This window comes from Propioniciclava tarda (genome assembly GCF_900182665.1).
Lineage (GTDB): Bacteria > Actinomycetota > Actinomycetes > Propionibacteriales > Propionibacteriaceae > Propioniciclava > Propioniciclava tarda.
In genome coordinates this window covers 32,471-53,718 of record NZ_FXTL01000012.1, presented here as the reverse complement: position 1 = coordinate 53,718, position 21,248 = coordinate 32,471, and the positions used below count along the sequence as shown (strand labels likewise).

At 70.0% G+C, this 21,248-nt stretch carries 22 protein-coding genes; 10 read left to right on the top strand and 12 right to left on the bottom strand.

The window, feature by feature from the left end:
* Nucleotides 1-4: 4 nt before the first annotated feature.
* The gene (locus FN821_RS14290; protein ID WP_165489327.1) at nucleotides 5-823 is read right to left on the bottom strand and encodes a patatin-like phospholipase family protein; all 819 of its coding nucleotides are present in this window, start codon (nucleotides 821-823) and stop codon (nucleotides 5-7) included.
* The gene (locus FN821_RS14285) at nucleotides 820-1,464 is read right to left on the bottom strand and encodes a hypothetical protein (protein ID WP_165489328.1); all 645 of its coding nucleotides are present in this window, start codon (nucleotides 1,462-1,464) and stop codon (nucleotides 820-822) included. The genes FN821_RS14290 and FN821_RS14285 overlap by 4 nt, the downstream gene beginning before the upstream one ends.
* Nucleotides 1,465-1,537: 73 nt before the next feature.
* Between FN821_RS14285 and FN821_RS09830 the strand changes: the two genes are divergently transcribed.
* Nucleotides 1,538-2,263 carry a YggS family pyridoxal phosphate-dependent enzyme gene (locus FN821_RS09830; RefSeq protein WP_131172429.1) on the top strand — a complete coding sequence of 242 codons (726 nt, stop codon included), beginning with the start codon at nucleotides 1,538-1,540 and terminating at the stop codon, nucleotides 2,261-2,263.
* A gap of 70 nt (nucleotides 2,264-2,333) precedes the next feature.
* Here FN821_RS09830 and FN821_RS09825 read toward each other — a convergent pair whose 3' ends face one another.
* From FN821_RS09825 to FN821_RS09805, 5 genes are read right to left on the bottom strand one after another with little or no spacing between them, the layout of a single operon-like run.
* Entirely contained in the window at nucleotides 2,334-2,534 is a 201-nt protein-coding gene (locus tag FN821_RS09825; RefSeq protein ID WP_131172430.1) for a hypothetical protein, read from the bottom strand.
* A gap of 40 nt (nucleotides 2,535-2,574) precedes the next feature.
* Nucleotides 2,575-3,246, bottom strand: a complete 672-nt coding sequence (locus FN821_RS09820; RefSeq protein WP_131172481.1) for a LutC/YkgG family protein — start codon at nucleotides 3,244-3,246, stop codon at nucleotides 2,575-2,577.
* Nucleotides 3,234-4,775, bottom strand: coding sequence for a LutB/LldF family L-lactate oxidation iron-sulfur protein (locus FN821_RS09815; RefSeq protein WP_131172431.1), 1,542 nt, complete (start codon nucleotides 4,773-4,775; stop codon nucleotides 3,234-3,236). The genes FN821_RS09820 and FN821_RS09815 overlap by 13 nt, the downstream gene beginning before the upstream one ends.
* Nucleotides 4,772-5,566 carry a (Fe-S)-binding protein gene (locus FN821_RS09810; RefSeq protein ID WP_131172432.1) on the bottom strand — a complete coding sequence of 265 codons (795 nt, stop codon included), beginning with the start codon at nucleotides 5,564-5,566 and terminating at the stop codon, nucleotides 4,772-4,774. Before FN821_RS09810 ends, FN821_RS09815 begins: the two co-directional genes overlap by 4 nt.
* Nucleotides 5,567-5,592: 26 nt before the next feature.
* On the bottom strand, nucleotides 5,593-7,281 hold the full coding sequence (locus tag FN821_RS09805; RefSeq protein ID WP_131172433.1) for an L-lactate permease: 1,689 nt from the start codon (nucleotides 7,279-7,281) through the stop codon (nucleotides 5,593-5,595).
* Between the two features lie 133 nt (nucleotides 7,282-7,414).
* On the opposite strand from FN821_RS09805, the gene FN821_RS09800 reads away from it, so the two are divergent.
* On the top strand, nucleotides 7,415-8,146 hold the full coding sequence (locus FN821_RS09800; protein ID WP_131172434.1) for a FadR/GntR family transcriptional regulator: 732 nt from the start codon (nucleotides 7,415-7,417) through the stop codon (nucleotides 8,144-8,146).
* A gap of 3 nt (nucleotides 8,147-8,149) precedes the next feature.
* On the opposite strand, the gene FN821_RS09795 is transcribed toward FN821_RS09800, so the two are convergent.
* Nucleotides 8,150-10,993: an FAD-binding and (Fe-S)-binding domain-containing protein gene (locus FN821_RS09795; protein ID WP_131172435.1), complete on the bottom strand. Its 2,844-nt coding sequence runs from the start codon at nucleotides 10,991-10,993 to the stop codon at nucleotides 8,150-8,152.
* 292 nt (nucleotides 10,994-11,285) lie between these two features.
* On the opposite strand from FN821_RS09795, the gene FN821_RS14280 reads away from it, so the two are divergent.
* The gene (locus FN821_RS14280) at nucleotides 11,286-11,459 is read left to right on the top strand and encodes a DivIVA domain-containing protein (protein WP_165489329.1); all 174 of its coding nucleotides are present in this window, start codon (nucleotides 11,286-11,288) and stop codon (nucleotides 11,457-11,459) included.
* Nucleotides 11,460-11,478: 19 nt separating this feature from the next.
* On the opposite strand, the gene FN821_RS09785 is transcribed toward FN821_RS14280, so the two are convergent.
* From FN821_RS09785 to FN821_RS09775, 3 genes are all read right to left on the bottom strand, one after another.
* The gene (locus FN821_RS09785; protein WP_131172437.1) at nucleotides 11,479-12,156 is read right to left on the bottom strand and encodes an exonuclease domain-containing protein; all 678 of its coding nucleotides are present in this window, start codon (nucleotides 12,154-12,156) and stop codon (nucleotides 11,479-11,481) included.
* Between the two features lie 9 nt (nucleotides 12,157-12,165).
* Nucleotides 12,166-14,028, bottom strand: coding sequence for a DUF294 nucleotidyltransferase-like domain-containing protein (locus FN821_RS09780; RefSeq protein WP_131172438.1), 1,863 nt, complete (start codon nucleotides 14,026-14,028; stop codon nucleotides 12,166-12,168).
* Nucleotides 14,029-14,092: 64 nt separating this feature from the next.
* Complete coding sequence (locus FN821_RS09775) at nucleotides 14,093-14,761, bottom strand: DsbA family oxidoreductase (protein WP_206662079.1); 669 nt, start codon at nucleotides 14,759-14,761, stop codon at nucleotides 14,093-14,095.
* A gap of 99 nt (nucleotides 14,762-14,860) precedes the next feature.
* Between FN821_RS09775 and FN821_RS09770 the strand changes: the two genes are divergently transcribed.
* The 5 genes from FN821_RS09770 to FN821_RS09750 all read left to right on the top strand — a co-directional run bounded on the left by FN821_RS09770 (nucleotide 14,861) and on the right by FN821_RS09750 (nucleotide 19,479).
* A complete protein-coding gene (locus FN821_RS09770) occupies nucleotides 14,861-16,522 on the top strand; it encodes a CTP synthase (RefSeq protein WP_131172440.1) in 1,662 nt (553 codons plus the stop codon).
* A complete protein-coding gene (locus FN821_RS09765) occupies nucleotides 16,522-17,199 on the top strand; it encodes an NUDIX domain-containing protein (RefSeq protein ID WP_131172441.1) in 678 nt (225 codons plus the stop codon). Before FN821_RS09770 ends, FN821_RS09765 begins: the two co-directional genes overlap by 1 nt.
* 144 nt (nucleotides 17,200-17,343) lie before the next feature.
* Nucleotides 17,344-18,276 (top strand): site-specific tyrosine recombinase XerD, encoded by a 933-nt coding sequence (locus FN821_RS09760; protein WP_241660198.1) that lies wholly within the window; start codon nucleotides 17,344-17,346, stop codon nucleotides 18,274-18,276.
* A gap of 256 nt (nucleotides 18,277-18,532) precedes the next feature.
* Nucleotides 18,533-19,096: a guanyl-specific ribonuclease gene (locus FN821_RS14700; protein WP_131172443.1), complete on the top strand. Its 564-nt coding sequence runs from the start codon at nucleotides 18,533-18,535 to the stop codon at nucleotides 19,094-19,096.
* Nucleotides 19,093-19,479 carry a barstar family protein gene (locus FN821_RS09750; RefSeq protein WP_131172444.1) on the top strand — a complete coding sequence of 129 codons (387 nt, stop codon included), beginning with the start codon at nucleotides 19,093-19,095 and terminating at the stop codon, nucleotides 19,477-19,479. Before FN821_RS14700 ends, FN821_RS09750 begins: the two co-directional genes overlap by 4 nt.
* Nucleotides 19,480-19,485: 6 nt before the next feature.
* On the opposite strand, the gene FN821_RS09745 is transcribed toward FN821_RS09750, so the two are convergent.
* On the bottom strand, nucleotides 19,486-19,923 hold the full coding sequence (locus tag FN821_RS09745) for a VOC family protein (protein WP_131172445.1): 438 nt from the start codon (nucleotides 19,921-19,923) through the stop codon (nucleotides 19,486-19,488).
* 102 nt (nucleotides 19,924-20,025) lie between these two features.
* On the opposite strand from FN821_RS09745, the gene FN821_RS09740 reads away from it, so the two are divergent.
* Nucleotides 20,026-20,913 (top strand): ParA family protein, encoded by an 888-nt coding sequence (locus FN821_RS09740; RefSeq protein WP_131172446.1) that lies wholly within the window; start codon nucleotides 20,026-20,028, stop codon nucleotides 20,911-20,913.
* On the top strand, nucleotides 20,898-21,236 hold the full coding sequence (locus tag FN821_RS09735) for a hypothetical protein (RefSeq protein ID WP_131172447.1): 339 nt from the start codon (nucleotides 20,898-20,900) through the stop codon (nucleotides 21,234-21,236). Before FN821_RS09740 ends, FN821_RS09735 begins: the two co-directional genes overlap by 16 nt.
* Nucleotides 21,237-21,248 lie beyond the last annotated feature (12 nt).

The following is a 21,248-nucleotide window of genomic DNA, read 5'->3' as shown; positions in this document are numbered from 1 at the left end:
GCATCTACCGCCAGATGCGTCCGGCCGCGACGGCGGCGGACCTGCCCTGGCGGCGTCCGGCCGCGCGGGCGCCCTCGCGACGGGCGGCGCTGAGGGCGTCTAGGCCGATCGCGCGCCGGGCGGTCGCGTCCGGCCGGACGTAGAGCCAGCCCGTCCGGGCCGGGAGCTGCCGCGCCTGGACGCCGGGCCGCCGAGCCGGATCGAACGCCTGCTGGAAGGGCGCCAGAGCGATGACGGCGTCCGCGTCGGCGGCGAGATCCACGTTGGCCGGGCTGCGGACGCCGCCGTCGACGTGGGGGACGCCGTCGATCCTGACCGGCGGGAACACGCCAGGTACCGAGCAGGACGCCGCAACGGCGATGCCAAGGTCGACCCCAGCGGCGGCGTCCAGGATCACGGGTCGCCCCGTGGCCGCGTTCACCGTCGTGACGACCAGTCGGTCGGGCCAACCGCGGCCCACCAGGTGCGCCGAGATCGCGTCGACGAAGGCGTCCTCGGAGAGGCCGGAGGCGTTGCGCCCGGACGCGGCCAGGCGCCGGATGGCGACCGTCCGATCGCGGCCGACCTGCGACGAGACCAGCCGAAGGACGGCGCCGGGGTCGAGGCGTCCGATCGTGCGGACGTTGTCGACCAGCGTCGTGGCCAACTCGCGGGGCGAGAAGCCGAGGCAGAGGAAGGCGCCCACCAGCGCACCCGCCGACGTGCCGACCACCCGGTCGGCCGCGTCGACGTCGACGCCGGCGTCGGTCAGGGCGTCGAGGACGCCGCACTCCCAGGCGATGCCCGTGGTCCCGCCGCCCCCGAGGACCAGCACCCGAGTCACTGCGCCGAGTACTTCGCGATGTCGGCGGCGAACTTCGCGATGAGGTCGCTGCGCCAGCCGGGCTCGGGGGCGTCCGGCAGCTCGAAGGTCGCGATGACGTTGCGGGCCCGAAGCGTCAGGATCTTGTAGGGGTTGCGGAGGTCGGTGTTCTCCGCGTACTGCCAGGTGACCTCGCCCCGGACGCCCTTGTCGACGACCTTGAGCGGGTAGCTGTAGGCCTTGCTGACCTCTTGGAAGTCCTGGAGGCAGACGTCCCATTGGGTGACGGCGGCCGCGGCCGCGCCGGTGTCGTCCCAGAGCTCGGTGTCGAAGCCGGTGATGGCCGCCTCGTCCGGGTTGGTCGGCAGGCCGCTGGACTGCCCGAGCAGGTGGGTGGTGGCGTTCGTCCAGTAGGTGGTGCAGCTGCCGACGTTGAGGTAAGACTCCCGCTGCTGTTCGAGGTTGATCGTGGGCCGGCCCGGATCGACCGTGAGGTCGTTGGCGATGCCGGCCAGCGTGCCCGACTTCATCAGCTTGTCGTACTGCGCCGAGGTCAGGGCCCGCGGCGCCGCGCAGGCCCGGACGACCCCGATGGTGACCAGCGTCAGGAGCAACACGGCGGCGATGACTCCGACGAGTCGCCAGGGAACACGGGCAGGCATGCATTATTCCTACCAGTCGACGCCGAACGCGTTGCGTCGCCATCCCGCCGTCAGCCTTGGGTAGGTTGGTGACATGCCGCTCGCCGAGAACCTCGCCGCCGTCGAAGCTCGCATCGTGGCCGCCTGTGATCGGGTCGGACGTCGCCGCGAGTCCGTCCGGCTGCTGCCGGTGAGCAAGACGCACCCGACCTCGGACATCGCCGAGTGCTATGGGGCGGGCGTGCGCTGGTTCGCCGAGAACAAGGTCCAGGAGCTGGCGGCGAAGGCGTCCGAACTGGCCGACCTCTCCGAACTCAACTGGTCGTTCATCGGCCACCTCCAGACGAACAAGGCCCGCGACGTCGCCGCCCACGCGCACGAGTTTCAGGCGCTGGACTCGCTCCGGGTGGCAGAGGCTCTCGATCGGCGCCTGCAGGGGCTCGGCCGCGGGCTCGACGTGCTGATCGAGGTCGACACCTCGGGCGAGGAGTCCAAGTTCGGGGTCGCGCCGGACGCCGTCGTCGACCTTGCCCGGGCGCTGGGGACGTATTCGTCGCTGCGGCTGACCGGCCTCATGACCGTGGCGGCCAACACGTCCGATCAAGCCGTCGTGGGCAGGTGCTTCGACACGATGGCCGGCCTGCGCGGACGCGTCCGCGATGCGCTGGGGGGCGGCTGCGACGACCTCAGCATGGGCATGTCAGGAGACTTCGAGCTCGCGATCGAGCACGGCTCGACCTGCGTCCGCGTGGGCAGCGCGATCTTCGGCGCCCGCTCCTACGCGGAGGAACCCCTGTGCTCGCCCCAGTCCGTTGGCTGAGCCTGTCGAAGCCTGCGTCGCGGCTTCGGGAGGGTTGAATCGTGAGTTCCCGAGAACCGCAGCGGGAACGTCAGAAGCCGCCCGGCATGTGCTGTCCTGGCATGCGCCGCATGCTGGCCTCGCTCTCAGCACGCCGACGCGCGTCGTCGTAGGCGTCTTCGACCGCGCGGCGCTCGGCTGCACCCCGGGACTCCGGAGCCGTGGGCGTCCGACGGCCTCGCAGCCGATCGAGAAGTCGTCCGAGGACCGGGGGCTGTCCGCTGCTGCTCATGAGCCTCAGTCTGGCACCGCCGACGGGACCTCCGTCAGGTTCACGATCCGTCCACCAGCAAGACGTGCAGCGTGCGGGGACCATGGACGCCCTCGACGCGGCTGAGTTCGATATCGCTCGTGGCACTGCCGCCCGAGATCCAGGTGATCGGACGCCTCTCGCGGATGGCCGGCGCGATGCGGGCCACCGCCTCGGGGACGTCGCTCACGACCTGGTCGGCGAGCACGATGCAGACGTGCACGTCCGGGACGAGCGACAGGGCGCGACGCCCCTGGCCGGGGCCGTGATCAAGCATGATCGTGCCCGTCTCGGCCGCGGCGACCGCACACGTCGTGACGACCGCGCTGGTGGCGTCCAGCTCGATCCTCGTCAGCTGCGGCTCATCGAGCCGCACCTCGAGGCCGGCCGCCGCGACGGCGTCCGAGATCGACCGTGGGAGTCCGGACGGCAGCACCACGGACGCCGTCCCGTACGTCTGCAGGGCGCCGACAACATGCTCGGCCAGGGTCGCGGGGGTGCAGCGCTCGAAGGCGGCCCGGTAGTCGATGATGCGGTCCTCGAACTGGTCGAGGATGTTGTCGAGCGCTCGGGGCTGACCGTACGTCCAGGCGACAGGCGTGTCCGCCTCGGGCGTCAACGGGGGAAGGTCGGCCAGCGCCGCCCGGACCCGACCCAGGATCGCGTCGCGTGCTTCAGTGCTCATTTCAGGGATCCGTCCTCGTGATGGGTCCGGGCGTACCAGGCCCGGAAGCTCTCGGTCGGGGGGATGGGGACGTCGCGGGCGTTCGTCCACTTCGACAGCGGCCAGGGCAGCGGCCCGAAGTGCTTCACGCGTCCGGTCAGCGCCTTGCCGCCGAGGGCTCCCGCGTTGACGGCGGCGGCCCACAGGCGCGGATGGGAGAACATGCGTCCGGTGGCCTTCATGATCGCCGACTCGGTGTGGACGCCGCCCTTCGCCTTCTTCCCCTCGACGACCTTGTGCCGCATGTGCACCAGCAGGTCGGGCAGGGGGATCCGGACGGGACACACGTCGAAGCAGGCCCCGCACAGCGTGGACGCATACGGCAGCGAGGCGTCCACGGCCGAGGTGACGCCGCGCAGCTGCGGCGTCAGCACGGCCCCGATCGGTCCGGGATAGACCGAGCCGTACGCGTGCCCGCCGACCTTCTCGTAGACGGGGCAGACGTTGATGCAGGCCGAGCAGCGGATGCAGCGCAGCGCCTCGCGGCCCTTGGGATCCGACAGCACCTGGGTGCGTCCGTTGTCGATCAGCACGACGTGCATGGTCTGCGGTCCGTCGCCGGACGCGGGACCCGTCCACATCGACGTGTAGGGGTTCATCCGCTCGCCGGTGGAGCTGCGGGGTAGGAGCTGCAGGAAGACCTCGAGGTCCTCGACCGAGGGCACGATCTTCTCGATGCCCACCACCGAGATCAGCGTGTCGGCCAGCGTCAGGCACATGCGTCCGTTGCCCTCGGACTCCACGATCACCAGGGTGCCGGTGTCGGCGACCATGAAGTTCGCCCCGGAGATCGCGACCTTCGAGCGCAGGAACTTCTCGCGCAGGTGCAGACGGGCCGCCCCGGCGAGGTTCTTGGGCTCGGTGTCGAGCCCCTCGGGGGCGGGTCGCCCGTAGGTGCCCATCTCGGCGTTGAAGATCTCGCGGACCTCGGAGCGGTTGCGATGGATCGCCGGAACCAGGATGTGGCTCGGGCGGTCGTGGCCCAGCTGCACGATCAGTTCGGCGAGGTCGGTCTCCCAGGCGGCGATGCCGGCCTCTTCGAGGGCCTCGTTCATGTCGATCTCTTGTGTCGCCATCGACTTGATCTTGACGACCTCGCGGGTCTCACCCAGGGACGCCTCGACCAGGCCCACGATGATCCGGTTGGCCTCCTCGGCGTCGCGGGCCCAGTGGACTTCTGTTCCGGCGGCGGTCAGATTCTCCTCGAGCTGGACGAGGTAGGTGTCCAGGTGGCGCAGCGTCCGGTTCTTGATGGCCTCGCCGGCCAGGCGCAGGTCCTCCCAGTTGTCGAGCTCGCCCGCGACCCTGGCCCGCTTGTCGCGGATGGTCGTCATCGCGTGATGCAGGTTCTTGCGCTGGACGGGATTGCCCAGCTCGACCTTGGCCTGCGCCGGGAAGCGCGGCGAGTCGATGAGGCGTCCGGGTGGGGGCGCCGGCGTCAGCCGGGGCGGCTCCACCGTGCCGCCGCGGGACGTGACGACGGGCAGCTTCTTGCTCATGACTCCTCCTCCGTCGAGGCGAGCACTTCGACCAGATGGATGGGCCTGATGCCCGACTGCTGGCGCCCGAGGACGCCCGAGATGTTCAGCAGGCACAGGTTGTCGCCGGCGACCAGGTACTCGGCCCCGGTGGACGCGACGTTGCGGGCCTTGTCGGCTGCCATGGCGACCGAGACGTCCGGGTTCTTCAGCGCGAAGGTGCCGCCGAAGCCGCAGCAGCGGTCGGCGTCCGGAAGGTCCTTGATCGTGATCCCGCGGACGGCCTGCAGCAGGCGCATCGGCTTGTCGCCGACGTGCGCGACGCGCAGCGAGTGGCAGGTCGGGTGATAGGTGACGACGTGCGGGAAGTACGCGCCCACGTCGGTCACGCCCAGGACGTCGACCAGGAACTCGCTGATGTCGAAGGTGGCCGCGACGACGGCGTCCACGTCGCGGCGCAGGCCGGGATCCTTAGCGTGATCGGCGAGCATCTGGTGCTGATGCCGGACGGCGCCTACGCACGACCCCGAGGGGGCGACGACGTAGTCGTAGCCCTCGAAGGCCTTGGCGAAGTTACGCACGATCGGCACGGTCTCGTCGTAGTACCCGGTGTTGACCAGCGGCTGGCCGCAGCAGGTCTGCTTCTTCGGAAACACCACCCGGCAGCCAAGCCGTTCGAGCAGCCGGGTGGTGGCGATCGGCGCCTGGGGGAACATGACGTCGTTGGCGCAGGCCGCGAAGAGGGCGACGGTCTTGCCCGACCCCGGGGCGTCCGCGAACGAACGCCCCGGGGAGGTGGAGGTGGTGGTCATGATGACTCCTGGTAAGGGTTTCCGGATCAGAAGTGCGGGAGCATCCAGGACAGCACGGGAGTCGACTGCAGACCCACGAGCAGGCACAGGATGACCAGCAGGCCGAGGCTCCACGGCAGCATCTTGCGCAGGATGTCGGACTCGCGGCCGAGCAGGCCCACCGCGGTGGCCGCGATGGTGAGGTTCTGCGGGCTGACCATCTTGCCGACCACGCCGCCCGCCGTGTTGGCGGCGACGAGGAGCGTGGGATCGATGCCGGCCGTCTTGCCGGCGGTCTGCTGCAGGGTCGCGAACAGGGCGTTGGCGGAGGTGTCGGATCCTGTCACCGCCGTGCCGAGCCAGCCGAGGATCGGCGAGAAGAACGCGAAGGCCGCACCCGCGCCGGCGATGAAGGTGCCGATCGTGATGGTCATGCCCGCGAGGTTCATGACGTAGGCCAGGGCGAGGACGGATGCGATCGTCAGGATGGAGAACCGCATCTTGTAGGCGGTCCCGGTGATCTCGCCGAGGAAGGCCTTCATCGACACCTTGTAGACCAGGGCCACGATGAGCGCGCAGATGATGAGCATCGTGCCGGGGGAGCTCAGCCACTGGAAGTTGTAGATGGTCGAGCTGTTGGGCTTGCCGGCCAGCGTGAGGACGCGTCCGTCGAGGCCGGGCCAAGAGATCTTGACGTCGGTGCTGGCCAGCCAGGACGCGACCGCCGGGATCAGCTTGGCCAGCGAGAACACCACGATGACCAGCAGGTAGGGGAACAGCGCCATTCCGATCTGGCCACCGGTCAGGGCGCGCTTCTCCTGGGCCTGGTGCTGGGGCAGCTGCGCCCGCTCGGTCTCAGTCATGGACGCCAGCTCGGCCTCGCGGTCTTTCAGAAGTCGGGACGCCGCATCGGCCGTCCCGGACGGCTGCCAGAACCGCAGGAACACGGCGGCCGCGCCGAGGCCGACCAGCGACGCGATGATGTCGGTCAGCTCGACGGACAGGTAGGTGGCGCTGATCCACTGGGCGATGCCGAAGGAGAGGCCGGTCACGATCGCGACGGGCCAGCAGTCCTTGACGCCGCGGCGTCCGTCGGCCAGCAGGCAGAGGAACAGGGGGACGACCGCGGCCAGTACGGGAGTCTGATGGCCGACGTACGCGCCGATCTGCTGGTACGGGATGCCGGTCAGCTTGCCGGCGGTGATGATCGGGATGGCGATCGCGCCGAAGGCGACGGGGGCCGTGTTGGCCAGCAGCACGACGGATGCCGCGCGCAGGGCCGAGAAGCCGATGGCCATCAGCATGACGCCGGTGATGGCGACGGGGGCGCCGAAGCCGGCGAGCGCCTCCATCAGGCCGCCGAAGCAGAAGGCGATCAGCATGGCCTGGACGCGGGGGTCATCGCTGAGCAGCGCGAACACGCCGCGCAGGTCCTCGAAGCGCCCGGAGACGACCGTGACTTGGTACAGCACGATGGCCGTGAACACGATCCAGACGATGGGGAAGAGGCCGAACACGGCGCCTTCGGTGGCCGACAGCAGGGCCAGGTCTGCGGGCATCCGCCAGGCGGCGATCGCGATGACGATCGCGACGGCGAGGGTGGTGAGGCCGGCGACCCAGGCCTTCCAGCGCAGGACGCCGAGGGTGACGAAGATCGTGACGATGGGGAGGAAGCCGACCAGGGCGGAGAGCCACAGCGGGCCCAGGGGCGAGATGACGGGTTGGAACGTATTCATATGCGTTGCTCCTCGATGAGCAGGCGGGCAGCTGGGTTGTGGTAATGGTCAGACCATTCCTTGGGCAGAATCTAAGTGTCGTGGGGCGGAGCGTCAAGCATTTTCTGAGGAATCTGCGGGGAAGAATGGACCCATGAGCGAATGGACCTCCGACGAACCTCGTGCGCGAGCCCACGAACAGGTGCTCGGGTTCGTCGAGGAAGGAATCGCGACCGGACGCCTCCGTGTCGGCGATCGGCTGCCGCCTGAGCGCGAGTTCGCCGCGCAGTTGGGCGTCAGCCGCGCCTCGGTGCGCGAGGCCGTACGCGTCCTGGAGGCCATGGGGATCGTCCGCAGCTCGGTGGGCCAGGGGCCGGACGGGGGCACGGTCCTCACGCCGGGGTCGTCCTCGGCGCTGACCCGCCTGCTCAAGCTGCACATCGGGCTGTCCAACTTCCCCATGCCGGACGCCATCGAGGCCCGCGTGATGCTCGAGCGCTGGAGCTGCCGGCTCGCCGCCCAGTTCGCCACGCCGGACGAGATCGCCCGGATGCATGCGACCTTGGACGCCATGGCGCGGCCGGGAGTGCCGCGCGATGAATTCAACGACCTGGACACGCACTTCCACGTCCAGATCGCGCAGGCAGGTCACAACCGCCTGGTGGCCGACATGACGACCGCCATCCGCGACGCCATGCGGTGGTGGATCATGCAGAGCTTCGAAGAGCGCGAGGACTGGGACGAGCTCGCCGAGGAGTTGCACGAGGCGCACACAGGCATCCTGGAGGCCATCGCGAGCCACCGGCCCATCCGCGCAGCCGACCGGGTGGAGGCGCACATCCGCTCGTCCTACGCCTCGCTGCTGTGGAGCCGCGAGCGCGACTGAGGCTCAGGCCGTCAGCTCCGCCAGCAGCTCCAGGACGTGCCGGTAGGTCTGGCCCGTGGCACGGGTCATGCCGAGTTCACAGGTCCGGTTGCTGGACAGGTACGCGTCGTACGTCGCCTTTCTCACCTCGGACGCCTCCGCCCTGGTCGCGGACGCCGTCAGCTCCGGGTGCAGCATGCCGCGGTCGCCGGCGAAGGCGCAGCAGCCGGCGGCGTCCGGCACGATGACCGTGTCGGCGCACGCCTGCGCGCAGGCGAGCAGGTGCGGCAGGTCGCCCGCGTGCCGGTCCGAGCAGGTGGGGTGCAGCACCGCCGAGCCGAGCTTCCGGGTGACCCGCAGGTGTGGCAGCAGGTGCTGGGCTGCGTAGGCCACGGAGTCGATGATCTCGATGCGGGCGAACCGTTCGGCCAGGTCGGGCTTTCCGGCCTTGACGAGGTCGGACGCCAGTTCGTGCAGCCCGTGGGTGCAGGAGCTCGCGTCCGTCACGACCGGGACCTCGCCGTCGCGGGTCGCGGTCAACAAGACGGACGCCGTCCGTTCGGCCATGGTGCCGAGACCGTCGGTGAGGCCTTTGGATCGCCACACCGTGCCGCAGCAGAGTCCCTCGATGCCCTCGGGGATCTGCGCCTTGACGCCCGCCCGATCGCACAGCGCCAGGAACGCGAAGGGCGCACCCTGGTGCTTGTCCTTGCGGGTCGCCGTCGCCGACCCGAAGATCTCGTTGAGGCAGGACGCAAACAGCACGACCTCGCCGGGCGCCCGGCGGTGCCGGGTCTTGCGCGACACCCCTGGTCCGGGCAGGTCGTCGCCCACCCGGTACAGCAGGTCGGTCGAGACGACGCGACGTCCGACGTCTGTGACGACCGATAGCACCGGTGACGGCACGACGGACGCGACCTCCATGCCGAGCCGCAGACCCCGGACCACCGAGCCCCAGTTCTCGGCCAGCTGCAGGGCGACCTTCTGGGCCACGGGCGACTGCGCCTCGGCGCGGAAGCCCTTCATCACCTTGCCCGTGTCGATTGAGACCGGGCAGTTGAGCAGGCACAACGAGTCGGCAGCGCAGGTCTGGACGGCGTCGTAGGTGAAGTCGGCCTCGATCGCGGCGCGACGGTCGGCGTCCGACGCCTTCAACTCGCGCATGAGGGCGATGCGCTGCCGCGGGGTCGTGGTGAGGTCGCGCGACGGGCAGACCGGCTCGCAGTAGCCGCACTCGACGCAGCGGTCGACGGCCGGATCGACGACCTCGGGCACCTTGAGGTCGCGCAGGTGCAGTTGGGCGTCGGAGGTGATGATGACACCTGGGTTGAGCACGCCCTCGGGGTCGAAGAGCGCCTTGACGTCGCGCATGACGCCATAGAGCTCGGTTCCGTACTGGCGCTCGACGAAGGGGGCCATGATGCGTCCGGTGCCGTGCTCGGCCTTGAGGGAGCCGTCCGCGGCGAGGATCAGGTCGACCAGCTCGTCGGAGAAGCGGGCGTAGGCGTCCAGCTGGGCGGGGTCGCGCAGGTCGGGGTTGATCATGAAGTGGAGGTTGGCGTCCTTGGCGTGGCCGAAGATCACGGCGTCGTCGTAGGCGTACCGGCCGCACAGCCGCTGGATCTCGCCCACGGTCTCGGTGAGCGCGGGCATCGGCACGACGACGTCCTCGAGCAGGGCCGTCGAGCCGGACGGCCGCGCGCCGGCCACCGCCGTGTAGAGGCCTTTGCGGACGACCCACGCCTGGGCGCGCTCCTGCGGGTCGGTGGAGAAGACGTACGGCTTGGCAAGCGGAACGAGTCCGCCGAGGGTGCCCACCACGCCGGACAGGGCGGCGACGCGGTCGGCCAGCTCGCCTGGGGTCTCGCACTGGGCCTCGACGAGGAGCGCGGTATGCGCCTCGACGTTGAGTCCGACGAGCGCGGGGACGACCGTGGCCAGGTTCTGCGCGACGCGCAGGGACGCCGCGTCCATGAGTTCCGCGGTGGCGGCGCCGGCCTCCACGAGGGCGGGCAGGGCGGCGGTGGCGCCGTCGATGCGGTCGAAGACGAGCAGTGAGGTGGCGAGCTGCTTGTACGCCGGGATGGTGTCGAACGTGGCCGCGAGGATGAAGCCCAGGGTGCCCTCGGAGCCGACCATCAGGTGGGCGAGGATGTCGGCGGGGGAGTCGAAGTCGACGAACGCGTTGATGCCGTAGCCCATCGTGTTCTTCATCGAGAACTGGTGGGCGATGATCCGCATGGAGTCCGGGTTGCCGCGGACGCGGTCCCGCAGGCGCAGCAGCCCCTCGAACAGGGCCGGCTCGGAGTGGCGCAGGTGGACGTCGGCGTCCGGCGCGGCGGTGTCGATGCGGGTGCCCGAGAGCAGCACGACTTCGATTCCGGCGAGGGTGCGATAGGTGTTGCGGGTGGTTCCGCAGGCCATCCCTGATGAATTGTTGGCGACCACGCCGCCGATTGTGCAGGCCACTTCGGACGCCGGGTCCGGCCCCAGCGCCCGTCCGTACGGGGCCAGGGCGACGTTCACTGACCGGACCGTGGCCCCCGGCTCACAGCGGACGCGAGCGCCGGCGTCCATGACCTCGACGCCCCGGAAGCCCTTGCGGGTGTCGATCAGGACGCCGTCGGTCTGGGCCTGCCCGGACAGCGACGTGCCGCCCGAGCGGAACGTGACCGGGGCGCGATGGCGGGACGCGATGCGGACCGCCTCGGCGACGTCGAACCCGTCTCGCGCCACGACCACCACGCTCGGCTGCAGCAGGTAGTGGGACGCGTCGTGCGCCATCCGGGCCAGGTCGAGTGGGCGGTCCTTGATCTGGTCCTGCCCGAGCGAGAGCCGCAGATCCGAGACGAGGGTGTCGTTGCACATTCCAGGTGCTCCTGTCGTCCGAACCGCCGTTGGTTCGGTCTGACCATTATGGCCATTCGGACGCCGCTGGCTAGCGTCCCCCACAATTGCTTGCCGTCTGGCCGTGCCAGCCGACGGACGGAGGCCACGGCGCCTGCGACCCGAACAACGCCGAGGTAGTCACCTCGAACGGATGGATCCAAAAGCACATCGAGCGCGGAGGTGGCCACACTTCCGCTCGTCGCGTTGGGTATCGCTCTTGCCCGTACCCGACTTTCCGGTCCGAGGTCGCGGTGGAGACAACCCGGACGAGGTGGACTCCTTCTCCGTCCGGTTGAGCGAGCAAGACCTCACGACGCCCGGTGGGCGGAGCGAGGCCCTGGCCCTGGTCGTTGACGTGACGTTCCGCTTGGCGCGTCGCGACGGCTACCTACCCGCGGCGGTGGACGAGTTTCTCGATGAGGTTCGGGACCGCCTCACCTCTTGACGGGGCCCGCCGCTCCTGATCAGGCGGTCAACGCCTTCAGCGTCGGTTCGCCGCCCCGATGCGCCAACTGGGCCAGGTAGAGCTCCCCGCAGGCCAGGGCGTCCGTCAAGGCCTCGTGGGCGCCGTACACCGGCAGGTTGAAGCGGGCCCGAGCGTTCCAGAGCCGCAGGTCGTCCGGACGCGGCTCGTCGTTGAAGCCCGGTGCGACCAGCTTGCGCTGCAGGTCCAGGGTGTCGACGGCCGGCGTCACGAGAGGGGCGCCGTACAGCTCCACGCACGCCTTGGAGATGAAGTTCACCTCGATCGAGTGGAAGTGCGCCAGCAGGACGCGTCCGGCCAGCGCCTCCAGCGTGGCCGCCAGCACGTCCTCGCGGGGCAGCCCCGCGGCGATCACGTCGTCGGTGAGCCCGTGGATCGTCGCCGACTGGCCCACATCCGCCCCTCGCAGCACCAGGTTCCGGGCGCCCGCCAGCACGATCGAGTGGCCGTCCACCGGGACGAAACCCACCGACAGCCAGGCGTCGCGTGCGGCGTCCAGGCCGGTGGTCTCGATGTCGATCGCGAGCAGCCGAAGCTCGTCTGCGGGCGTGCTCGGCGGCTGCAGCGGCACCTTGTAGTAGTCCGCGAGCGGGCCGCGGGCCGAGCGTGCCGCCTTGTCCCGCGCCCGGGCCGGGTCACCGAAGCCGAAGAGTGCCATCCGCTCGCCCTAGGAGGTGTACTGCGTCTGGTAGACGTGCCCGAGCGCGCCCTGCATCTTCCGGACGATCTCGAACGCCTCTCGCAATTGGCGCTTCTCCAGCGCGCTCAGATCGGCGGGGTTGACCCGGTTGTCCGGCTCGACGCGGGCCCGAATCTGCCGCGCCTGATGGGCCAGCCGGATCTCGGAGATGAAGTTGAACGACTCGATCAAGTTCTCGGCGTTCTCGTTCGACAGGGCCCCGGCCGCCGCCGCCGCCCGCAACCGTGCCGCCGTGCTGACCGCGGTCAGACCCCGCGACAGCGCGAAGAGCCGTCCCATCTGGACCAGCGCCGCGATGCCGCCGGCCTTGAGGTCCAGGGTGTTGCGGTGGTCGCCGGAGTCCGAGACCGCGAAGTCGCGGAAGAAGCCCAGCGGCACCTTCCACGCCTGCGCCTGCGTCGCCAGCTGCTGCAGGAAGCGCGGCGACTTGGGCGCGGCGGCCGCCACCGAGGACGCGAGCACCGAGTGCAGCGCGTTGTCGCCGTACAGCGGACGCATGTCGAAGAACGTCTGGGCGTTCAGCAGGGCCTCCGGATCGGGGGAGTTGATCCACTGGGCGAACTGGACGGCCCAGTCGGAGATTCGCAATCGCCAGGCGGGGTTGGACGCCATCATGTCGCCCGGACAGCGGGGGTACCCGCAGGCCTCGAGTCCGTCGACCACTCGGGACGCGAGCCCCGCAAAGTACGCGGCGTGCTCGGGGCCGGCCTCGTCGGAGAGCAGGATCGCCGAGTCCTGGTCGGAGTTGACGCCCTGTTCCATCCGCGCCTGCGAGCCCAGCGCGACCCAGCAGTACTTGACGGGCGGCGTCCCCAACTCGGACTCGGCAAGGTTCAACAGCCGCCGCACCACAGCGTCGCCCACCGAGGTCACGACCCGCTGGACGTCGTCGGCGTCCATGCCCTGGGAGACGAGCGTCTCGACCACGGACGCCAGCCGCCGCGTCGAGGTGGCGATGCCCTCCACCGTGGTCTGCGCAGCAATGTCGCCCACGAGGAAGACGGGGTTGTTCTGCTCGAGCCGCATCAGGTCGCCGGCCGTGACCATGCCGACGCACGCCCCAGCCTCGTCGACGACTGGCAAGTGATGGATGCGCTGCTGGGTCATGCCCATCAACACCTCGAACGCCAGGGCGTCGCCGGTCACCGTGCGCGGGTCCGGCGTCATCAGAGACGTCACGGACGCCGAGGCGTCCCGCTGCTCGGCGACGACGCGTCGCAGGTCGCGGTCGGTCACGATGCCCGCGAGGCGTCCGCCGGCGGTCACGAGGATGGCCGAGACGCGGGCGTCCGACATGGCGACGGCGGCGTCCTGGATGGACGCTGACCGATCGATCGTGATCGGGGCGCGCTTGGCGATGTCAGAGACGCGCGTCCGCAGGATGGCGCCGCCGGCGTCGTCGACGTTGACCGCGCGGACGGCCGAGCGGACGCGTCCGGCCTGCTGGCGCATGAAGAACGCCATGAAGGGCGGCTCGGTCCGCAGCAGCTCGTGGAAGACCGTTGCCGGCATCAGCTGCACCAGCGTGTCCTCGACGGCGGTCATGGTGAACCCGGACGGCCCGCCCGACATCACGCTCGACATGCCGAAGCACGCGCCCTCGTCGGCGCGCTCGACCAGCGCGCCGTGGGCGTCCACGATGTCGACCGCGCCCGAGCGCAGGATGTACATGAACGCGTTCGGCTGGCCGACGCTGACGAGCGTCGAGCCGCGCCGGTAGTACCTCGACGTCAGCGAGTTGACCAGCTTGTCCATCGAGCCGGTGGTCAGGTCGGAGAAGGGGGCGTGGGACCTCAGGAAGGTTCGGACCTCGGCGAGTTCGACGCTCATGGCTCAATCGAACCGGGTCGGGTCAGGCGTGTCCAGCGATGAACCGCCGGGGCGCACGCCAGTCTCAGGCCGGGTCGCGCTCAGCCCAGGCCTGAGCCAACGCCTGGGCGAAGTTCTCCGCCGGCTGCGCCCCGGACACCCCGTACTTCGCGTCGAACACGAAGAACGGAACGCCGGTGATGCCGTACGCGGCGGCCAGTTCCAGGTCAGCCCGGATCTCGGCGTCCAGACCGTCACCCTCGGTCGTCGGCAGGGCCGAGCCGGACGCCGCGGCCGCGGCCTGGTCCTCGGTCAGGCCAGCGGCGATGCCGATCCGGCGCAGCACCTCAGGATCGCTGATCGACTCGCCGTCCACGAAATGCGCCTGCAGGAGCGCGAGCTTGGTGGCCCACGCCGCCGAGGCGTCCCGATCGGCTGCGGCGTGGATGAGCCGGTGGGCGCGCCAGGTGTTCGCGACCTGGAGCCGATCGAAGTCGAGGGTCAAGTTCTCGGAGGCCGCCGCCTGCTCGACCATCGCGAACATGCCCCGGACGCGGTTCTCGGGCAGCCCCTTGGACGCCGCCAGGTAGTCGGCCTCGGTGCCGTCGTAGCGCTCGGGCAGGGTGGGGTCCAGCTGGAACGAGCGCAGCGCGACCTCGACGTCGTCGCGGTGCTCGAAGGCGTCCAGGACACGGCCGAACCGGGTCAGGCCGATGTAGCACCAGGGGCAGGCGACGTCGCTGAAGATCTCCACTCGCATGAGGGCGTCAACCCGGGCGGGCTGGGCGATATTCCGCCACCCCGGACGGACGTGGTCGTGCGGCGTCCGAACGTCGTTATAGGCTGGAACCCCGTGGGACAGACGCGGCAGACCAAGCACATCTTCGTTACCGGAGGCGTCGCCTCCTCTCTCGGCAAGGGTCTGACGGCGTCCAGCCTCGGCTCACTCCTGGTGGCCCGCGGGCTGCGGGTTACGATGCAGAAGCTCGATCCGTACCTCAACGTGGATCCGGGCACCATGAACCCGTTCCAGCACGGCGAGGTCTTCGTCACCGAGGACGGCGCCGAAACTGACCTCGACATCGGCCATTACGAGCGCTTCCTCAACGTCGCGCTCTCGGCGGACGCCAACGTGACGACCGGCAAGGTCTACTCCCACGTCATCGCGAAGGAGCGTCGCGGCGACTTCCTGGGCGACACCGTGCAGGTCATCCCGCACATCACGAACGAGATCAAGGACGAGATGCTCGCCATGGCGCGTCCGGGGGTCGACATCGTGATCCACGAGATCGGCGGCACCGTGGGCGACATCGAGTCGCTGCCGTTCTTGGAGGCGGCGCGGCAGGTCCGGCGCGAGATCGGACGCGCCAACGTCCTGTTCGTTCACGTGTCGCTGGTGCCCTACATCGGACCCTCCGGCGAGATGAAGACGAAGCCCACCCAGCACTCGGTCGCTGCCCTGCGCCAGGTCGGCATCTTGCCGGACGCCATCGTCTGCCGCGCCAACCGCGACGTCCCCGACAGCATCAAGCGCAAGATCGCCAACGCTTGCGACGTCGACGAGGAGGCCGTGATCTCCTGCCCGGACGCCCCGTCGATCTACGACATCCCCAAGGTCTTGCACGCCGAAGGTCTGGACGCCTACGCCGTCCGCCGGCTCGGGGTGAAATTCCGCGACGTCGGCTGGAAGAAGTGGGACGACCTGCTGGAGCGGGTCCACCACCCCAAGCACGAGGTCACGGTCGCGCTGGTCGGCAAGTACATCGACCTGCCGGACGCCTACCTGAGCGTCTCCGAGGCGCTGCGCGCCGGCGGGTTCGCGAACTGGGCGAAGGTCAACATCCGCTGGGTGGCGTCCGACACGTGCGAGACCCCTGAGGGTGCGCAGGCGAACCTCGGCGACGTCGACGCGGTCGTCGTGCCGGGCGGCTTCGGCATCCGCGGCGTGGAGGGCAAACTGGGCGCGCTGCGGTACGCACGCGAGAACCAACTGCCCACGCTGGGCCTGTGTCTGGGGCTGCAGTGCATGGTCATGGAGGTCGCCCGGGACCTGTGCGGACTGGACGACGCGGCGTCCACCGAGTTCGACCCCGACACCAAGGCGCCGGTGATCTCGACGATGGCCGTGCAGCAGCACATCGTCGCCGGCGGCGGCGACCTGGGCGGGACGATGCGGCTGGGCTCGTACCCGGCGAAGCTGACGTCCGGCTCACTGGTGGCCGAGGCGTATGGGACGACCGACGTGACCGAACGGCACCGGCACCGCTACGAGGTGAACAACGCGTACCGCGACCAGTTGGAGGCCGCAGGCCTGCACGTCTCGGGCGTCTCGCCGGACGGGACCCTCGTCGAGTTCGTCGAACTCGACCGGTCGCAGCACCCGTACTTCGTCGCCACGCAGGCGCACCCGGAGTACAAGTCGCGGCCGACGCAGCCCCATCCGTTGTTCGCGGGCCTGATCAAGGCTGCCGTCCAGCGCAAGGCCGATTCGAGCTTGTTCTCCGAGGTCCACTGATGCTCGACCTGCCGGTCCTGACGGCGTCCGAGATCGCCGACGAGCGGTTGTCGTGGCCGGTCGTGGAGCACTCGGTGCTGGGCCGCGGGGTGATCCAGAGCTTCGTCCGGGACCGCGTGGAGACGCCCTCGGGGGAGCGGATGGTCCGCGACTACCTACTGCACACCGGGGCGGTCGGTGTCATCGCCGTCGACGCTGAGGACCGCGTGCTGGTCGTCCGCCAGTACCGGCATCCGGTCGGGTTCCGGCTCATCGAGCCGCCCGCCGGACTGCTCGATCTCGACGGCGAGGACTGGCTCAGCGCCGCCCAGCGCGAGCTGGCCGAGGAGGCGGGCGTCCAGGCGAGGGAGTGGCACGTCCTGGTGGACTACTTCACCTCGCCTGGCTGCCTGCAGGAGTCGCTGAGGGTGTTCCTGGCTCGCGGACTGGAGCCCGCGCCGCGTCCGGACGGCTTCGAGTTGGAGGGCGAAGAGGCCCACATGGACGTCGTCTTGGTGCCGCTCGACGACCTCGTGGACGCGATCTTCGCCGGACGCGTCCAGAACCCGACGATGGTCGTCGGCGCACTCGCCGCTCAGGCGGCCCTGCGAGGGGGACGCCTCCGCGACCTGCGGCGTCCGGATGCGCCCTGGGCCGCCCGCGACGCCAAACGCGACCGGGACGCCGAACGGGCGTAGCCCGATGTCGTGCTCGGCGAGGGCGCGCACGCGGTGGTGGTGGGCGGGGCGATCACGGATCCGGTCGGTGCGACGCGCTGGCTGGTCGGCGGCACGCCGTAGGTCGGCGCACCGGACGCCGCGCGTCCGGTGCATGATCGTCGCGTGCCCAGCATCCCGGACGCCGTCGACGCCTACCTGGCCCATCTGCGGGTGGAGGTGGGGGCGTCCAAGAACACGATCGGCTCATACGGACGCGACCTGCGGCGCTACGTCGATCACCTGGAGGCGTCCGGCGTGACCAACCTGGACGCCGTCGCCAGCGTTCACGTCGAATCGTTCGCGGCGGCGCTGCGGCAGGGCGGGGAGGACCGGCCGGGGCTCGCGGCCTCGAGCGTCGCCCGGGCCGTCGTGGCCGTGCGGTCGTTCCATCGGTTCGCGGTGCTGGACGGGACGACACCGGTCAACCCGGCCGCCGCCGTGAAGCCTCCTCAGCAGCCGAAGCGCCTGCCGCACGCGCTCTCGGTGGGCGAGGTACAGGCATTGCTGGACGCCCCGGACCGGACGACGCCGGTCGGGCTCAGGGACGCCGCGCTACTGGAGATCCTGTACGGCACCGGCGCCCGCATCAGCGAGGCCGTGGGCCTGGACGTCGACGACGTCTCCTCCCAGCTGGACGACCCGGGTCTCGGGCTGCGCCTGTTCGGTAAGGGGCGCAAGCAGCGCATGGTGCCGCTCGGCTCGTACGCCCGGACGGCGGTGGGGGACTACCTGGTGCGCGGGCGTCCGACGTTTCAGGCGCTGGCGAAGCGGCCGGGGCCGGCGCTGTTCTTGAACTCCCGCGGGGGACGGCTCAGCCGGCAGTCGGCGTGGCAGATCGTCCAGAAGGCGGCGTCGACGGCGCGGATCGCGGGGGAACCGGGTCCGCACGCCCTGCGCCATTCGTTCGCCACGCACCTGCTGGACGGCGGCGCCGACGTGCGTGTGGTCCAGGAACTGCTCGGTCACGCGTCCGTCACGACCACCCAGCTCTACACGCTCGTCACCTCCGAGCATCTGCGCGAGGTCTTCCTGACGTCGCACCCGCGGGCGCGCTGAGCTTCAGGGTCGGAAGGGCACGGCGGGACCGCTCCCACCCGCGGGCGCTGAGGCTACGAAGCCTCCACCACCGCATGATTTTCCCAACTGTGTCATGGACAACCGAGTAGAAGGTGGGAATGGGAGCGTCAACTCGCCTGACCCGCTCGGGCTCTCGTGGAGCCTCATCGCCTCATCTTGGGGGGCGGGCCAGTCTCGCTTGTGAGAAGCGTCCGGCGGCAGCGGGAGAGCGGAGCCGGCTCATACACTGTGCGCCGTGGTGAACAACGACCGACGCTACGTGCCGCCCCGCCGACGGCGCGACCGAAAGGAGCAGTGGGCGGTCCTCGCGCTCGTCGGGCTGTTGGCCGTGGTGATCGTCGTCCCGCAGATCCTGTCCCGGACTGTCGCGCTCACGGTGCCGACCGCGACGACGAAGACCGTCCAGGCGGGTTCGTCGGCCAAGCCCTCTACCAGTGCCCCCACGAGCGTCGCGACGAGCACAGCGCCCGCCGCCCCATCGGCCAAGGATCCCGTCTCCGGGCTGCGCTGGGTGACCTTGGCCGAGCTGCCGGCGCAGGCGTCCGACACGATGAAGTCGATCAAGGCCGGACCGCCTTACAAGTACCCCAAGAACGACGGCGTCGTCTACCACAACAGCGAGGGCATCCTGCCGAAGCAGAAGGACGGCTACTACCACGAGTTCACCGTCGTGACCCCGGGCGCCAGCACCCGCGGCGCGCGCCGGATCATCGCCGGCGGCCCCAAGATGGGCGTGACGAACGCCGAGTGGTACTACACCGACGATCACTACAGCAGCTTCGAGAGGATCCGCCCGTGACTCAGGCTCAGCAGACCAAGGGCGTCGTGACCACCTCGGTCCGGACGCCCGCCGACTTGGCCGCCCGCCTCACCGCGCAGGGCTGGCGCGTCGGCATCGTCTCCGGTGCGCCGACGAAGGCCGAGGCGTTGGCCGCCATCGGTAAGGCCCTCGATTTTCCGTCCTACTACGGCAGGAACCTGGACGCCCTCACGGACTGCCTGCGTGATCTTGAGGCCCCGACGGCCCTGATCTGGGTCGGCTGGGAGCCCTTCGCCGTCTCGTCGGCGTCCGACTGGGGCAAGCTCGTCACGGTGCTCTCCGACCGCGTAGCCGAGGAAGGGACGCTGTTTTCGGCCCTCTTCTGCGTGGGTGCCCCTGAAACCGATCTCCCGAGCCTGTAGGGCAGCTCAATCGAGGCAGAACTCGTTGCACTCGGGGTCGCGCAGGACGATGAAGCCCAGCGACAGTCCAACCGGCTCGTGGCGCGTCAGCCGGGTGGCCCCCAGCCCGACGAGGCGATCGCACTCGACTTCCAGCAGTCGCATCCGCTCGGCCGGATCGGTCACACCTGGCGCTTTGCGCAGGTCCAGGTGCACCCGGTTCTTCGCCGTCTTGCCCTCGGGTACCTGGTGGAAGAACAGCCGCGGACCGACCCCCTCCGGGTCGTGGATGGCCGACGCCCGATTGCGCTCGGCACCCGGGACGCCGCGAGCGTCCAGGAAGGCGTCCCAGGTCTCGAAGCCGGCAGGCGGGGCGTCCAGCTCGTAGCCGAGGGCGTCCGCCCAGAAGCGCGAGAGCGCGGCCGGGTCGGCCGCGTCGAACGTGACTTGCACCGTGGTTGCGATGGCCGAACGTTACCTCGGACCTCCTCGCAGCCAAGTCGGCATGTCGTCATTTCGACCACTAGAGTGTGCCCGATCGCACCGGCGGCGAGTTGAAAGGAAGACGTGAGCGACCCCCTCTTCACCGACGACACCCCCGAGGCCCCGGACGGTCTTGGTCCCACCGGACGCCCCTTGCCCGCGTTCCCGCCTCCGCCGCCTCCGCGTGAAGGTGCCAAGAAGGCCCTTGTCATCGCCCTGTGTAACCAGAAGGGCGGGGTCGGCAAGACCACCACGACCATCAACCTGGGCGCGGCGCTCGCCGAGACCGGACGCCGCGTCCTGCTCGTCGACTTCGACCCGCAGGGCTCGCTGTCGGTCGGCCTCGGCGTCAACCCCCACAACCTCGACCGGTCTATCTACAACCTGCTGCTCGGCCGCAACGTCGACACCGCGGACGTCATCCTGCCGACCCGCACGCCCAACCTCGATCTGCTGCCGGCCAACATCGACCTGTCGGCGGCCGAGGTCCAGCTGGTCTCCGAGGTGGCCCGCGAGCAGACCCTGCGCCGCGTTCTTCGCCCGGTCCGCAACGTCTACGACGTCATCCTCATCGACTGCGCCCCGTCGCTCGGCCTCCTCACCGTGAACGCGCTGACGGCGGCCGACCGCGTGCTCATGCCGCTGGAACTGGAGTTCTTCGCCCTCCGCGGCATCGCGCTGCTCACCGACACGATCGAGAAGGTGCAGGAAAGGCTGAACCCCGACCTCGAGATCCTCGGCATCCTCGGCACCATGTTCGACTCCCGGACGATCCACGGCCGCGAGGTGCTCGAGCGCGCCGTGGAGGCGTTTGGCGACGACGTCTTCCACACGGTGATCCGGCGGACGATCAAGTTCCCCGAGACCACCGTCGCCGGCGAGCCGATCACGTCGTACGCGTCCAGTTCGCCCGGCGCGGCCGCGTACCGCCAGCTCGCCCGGGAGGTGCTCGTCCGATGCCCCGGCGCGTAGACCTTCCTGGGGCGTCCGAGCTGTTCCGCCCCACCGCCGACAAGGCCGGACGCCCCGCGTCCAGCCCGCCTGCGGTCACGCCGCAGCCGCTGGACGCCGCCCCGAGTCCCACCGGACGCATCCGCCACGACGAGAAGATCACCGTCTACGTGAGCAGCGAGGAACTGCTGGCCCTCGAACAACTGCGGCTCACGCTGCGCGCCCACCACGGCGTCGCGGTGGACCGCGGTCGCATCGTGCGGGCCGCGATCGCCGAGGCGCTCGCCGATGTGCAGGCCAACGGGGCCGACGCGCGCCTGATCCAGCGCCTGACGCAGTCCTGACGCACCCACGCC

Coding starts and splice junctions, on each gene's coding strand:
- FN821_RS14285 (WP_165489328.1), bottom strand. CDS start 1,464: ATGCCTGCCCGTGTTCCCTGGCGACTCGTCGGAGTCATCGCCGCCGTG.
- FN821_RS09830 (WP_131172429.1), top strand. CDS start 1,538: ATGCCGCTCGCCGAGAACCTCGCCGCCGTCGAAGCTCGCATCGTGGCC.
- FN821_RS09825 (WP_131172430.1), bottom strand. CDS start 2,534: ATGAGCAGCAGCGGACAGCCCCCGGTCCTCGGACGACTTCTCGATCGG.
- FN821_RS09815 (WP_131172431.1), bottom strand. CDS start 4,775: ATGAGCAAGAAGCTGCCCGTCGTCACGTCCCGCGGCGGCACGGTGGAG.
- FN821_RS09810 (WP_131172432.1), bottom strand. CDS start 5,566: ATGACCACCACCTCCACCTCCCCGGGGCGTTCGTTCGCGGACGCCCCG.
- FN821_RS09805 (WP_131172433.1), bottom strand. CDS start 7,281: ATGAATACGTTCCAACCCGTCATCTCGCCCCTGGGCCCGCTGTGGCTC.
- FN821_RS09800 (WP_131172434.1), top strand. CDS start 7,415: ATGAGCGAATGGACCTCCGACGAACCTCGTGCGCGAGCCCACGAACAG.
- FN821_RS09795 (WP_131172435.1), bottom strand. CDS start 10,993: ATGTGCAACGACACCCTCGTCTCGGATCTGCGGCTCTCGCTCGGGCAG.
- FN821_RS09785 (WP_131172437.1), bottom strand. CDS start 12,156: ATGGCACTCTTCGGCTTCGGTGACCCGGCCCGGGCGCGGGACAAGGCG.
- FN821_RS09780 (WP_131172438.1), bottom strand. CDS start 14,028: ATGAGCGTCGAACTCGCCGAGGTCCGAACCTTCCTGAGGTCCCACGCC.
- FN821_RS09765 (WP_131172441.1), top strand. CDS start 16,522: ATGCTCGACCTGCCGGTCCTGACGGCGTCCGAGATCGCCGACGAGCGG.
- FN821_RS09735 (WP_131172447.1), top strand. CDS start 20,898: ATGCCCCGGCGCGTAGACCTTCCTGGGGCGTCCGAGCTGTTCCGCCCC.